The following is a 2,531-nucleotide window of genomic DNA, read 5'->3' on the forward strand; positions in this document are numbered from 1 at the left end:
CCTCGGATTCCGCAACCTGACCAACTACATCGCCAGATCACTCCTGGAGACCGGCGGCTTCAGACCCCGACTACACCCTGGATCGTGAAGAGCCCGTTTTGGGCGCTCCCGGCAGCAGTGCATTGTCCCGACATAGGCGCGGTGCCGGGTGCCGATCGGGGTGACGGCCTGTCGGGGCATCGGATCTGCCGGTGGTGACGGGGTCCTGTTCGTCGTCACTGCCGGGACCTGTTGATGGGTCAGATCGTGACGACGTTGACGGCGAGGGCGGCGATGGTGGCGAGGGCGCGGGCCTGGGCGAAGCGGCGCGGGTCGGCCGGCGCACGCAGGTCGGCGTAGCCGGCCAGGGTGATGTAGGTGAGGAGGGGGGCGAGCCAGTCGTTGGCGGAGAACCCGGGCAGCCCATCGTTGTTGAGCTCCGGCATGTTCGCCGACAGGCGCCACAGCAGCACCGCAGCAAAGGCGATGACCCCTACGGCCAGCTGGTCGATGAGCATGGCGCGCGGCAACCGCCACACGGCGGCGGCGAGTGCAAGCGCCGCAGTGATCGCGGCGGTGAGCGCGATGTGCCCGACGCCGAAGGTTCCGGCGGCTTCGGCGACCGGTGTGTTCATTCGATTGTCCTCGTGGTCGGGGCCGGTGTGACGCCGTAGCGGTGCTCGCGGCCGCCACGACCCGGGTTGGGGGCTGTGAGCTCACCGCGCCGGTGGCGCGGTGGGTACGACTGTTCGACGACAGGTTGGCAATGGGGCGTGCGGTAGCCGGACAGGAGCAACAGTGTTCGAGTGGGGAGGGCCCCGGCTGATGTGGGGGAGCGAGCACACCTTCGTGTTTCACATCGACGGCCGCGGCGTCCGCCGCGGTCAGCCGAAGAGACCGGTGTATTCGGCGAGCAGCATGGCGCCCACCATCGCCAGGATGAGCAGCGCAACCTGCGCTACGGGAGAGCGGTCGAGCAGTTCGCGCAGCCGGGTGCCGGTCGCCCGCATCATGGTTGTCCCTCCTGGTCGGGCGTGGTGATCACCAGGCCGGGACGCCCGGCGCCGGTGTCCGGGACGGGGAAGTAGGCGCGACCGGTGGTCGGGTCGACGGCGACGACGTGAGCGTTGTCGGCCAGGTGCGCGCGGCCGGTCACCCGACCGGCAGCCGGCCGGAGATCGGCGGTGGTGACCTCACCGGATTCGGCGGCGACGTAGAGCAGCTGGCGGGCCGGGTCGATGGCCAGGACGTCGGGCCCATCTCCCACGTCGAGGGCGCCGAGCTCTGTCAAGCCGGGCAGCGCGAACACGATGACCTTGTTGTTGCCGTCGCAGCCGACGAACGCGCGCCCGTCGGCGACGAGCAGCCCGTGGTCGTGGTCGCAGTCCGGAACAGGAGCGCGACTGAGGATCGTCCGGGTGTGCGGATCGATGACGGCGATCTGGTCGGCGGTCTGCACGTCGACCAGGATCCGGTCGCCGGCGGGGTCATAGCGGACGTTGCCGGCCTCTCCGCCCAGCGGCACGGTGGCCACGGGCTGGCCGGTCCGGGCGTCGAGGACCGTTTCGGTGCCGCCGTCCTCGTCGCTGATCCACACCTGTCCGGTGGTCGGCACGTAGGCCAGGCCGTCGGGGAAGCTGCCGGCCGGGGCGCGGGCGAGCACGGTGGCGGTGTCCTCGTCGATGGTGACGACCTGGCCGGCGCCAGCGGCGCTGGCGAACACGCGGTGCAGTTCGGGTACGACGATCACCCCGGTCACGGTGGGCAGGTCGGCCACCGTCGCGATCACCGTGTTGGTCCGGGTGTCCAGCTCCAGCAGCGTCCCGTCACCCATGTGCGCGAGGAACAGTCGGTGCGCGCCGGCATCCAGGTCGGCGTAGTCGAACCGGCTGTCGTGCCCGGGCAAGGGCACCGTGGCCACGGTGGACAGCGGCAGCGGTTCGCTCGCCGGTCGAGTCATCCGCCAGGCCACCTGCACGCCGATCACAGCAGCGACCAGGACCGCCACCGCGCCGATGATCAGCAATGGCCGACGGTCAGGCCAGGCCCAGGGTCGGTTCACCATCGGCCGTCGGAACTGGGCGGACGCAGGGGCACCTGTTCATCTTGCAACCACGGTTACGCGATCGCAATGTGGCTCTATCCGCGCCGAAGAGCGGCCGCGAGTCCATCAGCCGCACCGCTCCACCATTCGAGCGCGCGCCTACAGAAAGCGCGTTCCGCGTACAGAAGCGGGTGGCCCACGCCCCGTCCGGCGCCTTCTGGGCGTCGGCCTGCCGCGCCCAGGCAACCGAACCTGAGTTGATCTGCTCCAGGTCTCGCCTACACCGCCGGGGCAACGGTCACGCGGGCGAGTGTCGAGCAGGGGCCGATCGCGGCGCATGCGGCCACGGCGGGCACGGTCACCGGTGGCTCATCGGTGGGTGAGTGGCCCGGTTCACCGCAGCCGTCCACCCCCTCGGCCATCTAGCGGCGGCGCGGCCTCATCTGGGGCACCGCTGGCTGTCGCATCACCTCATGTTCCTGAGCTCCGGCGCAGGATCTTCTGCCGG

The 2,531-nt window shown here is 70.5% G+C and carries 3 protein-coding genes; all 3 read right to left on the bottom strand.

Features of this window, described 5'->3' with window-relative positions; genetic code table 11:
- Positions 1-239: 239 nt before the first annotated feature.
- Complete coding sequence (locus tag BLW04_RS25140) at positions 240-614, bottom strand: hypothetical protein (protein WP_091548347.1); 375 nt, start codon at positions 612-614, stop codon at positions 240-242.
- A 249-nt stretch (positions 615-863) separates the two neighbouring features.
- The gene (locus BLW04_RS29280) at positions 864-992 is read right to left on the bottom strand and encodes a hypothetical protein (protein WP_256375513.1); all 129 of its coding nucleotides are present in this window, start codon (positions 990-992) and stop codon (positions 864-866) included.
- Positions 989-2,005: a YncE family protein gene (locus BLW04_RS25145; protein ID WP_217631272.1), complete on the bottom strand. Its 1,017-nt coding sequence runs from the start codon at positions 2,003-2,005 to the stop codon at positions 989-991. The genes BLW04_RS29280 and BLW04_RS25145 overlap by 4 nt, the downstream gene beginning before the upstream one ends.
- Positions 2,006-2,531 lie beyond the last annotated feature (526 nt).

The organism is Modestobacter sp. DSM 44400 (assembly GCF_900107175.1).
Classification (GTDB): Bacteria; Actinomycetota; Actinomycetes; order Mycobacteriales; family Geodermatophilaceae; genus Modestobacter.

Excerpts from the sequence above, each read along its gene's own strand:
- BLW04_RS29280 (WP_256375513.1), bottom strand. The coding sequence starts at position 992 with ATGATGCGGGCGACCGGCACCCGGCTGCGCGAACTGCTCGACCGCTCT.
- BLW04_RS25140 (WP_091548347.1), bottom strand. The coding sequence starts at position 614 with ATGAACACACCGGTCGCCGAAGCCGCCGGAACCTTCGGCGTCGGGCAC.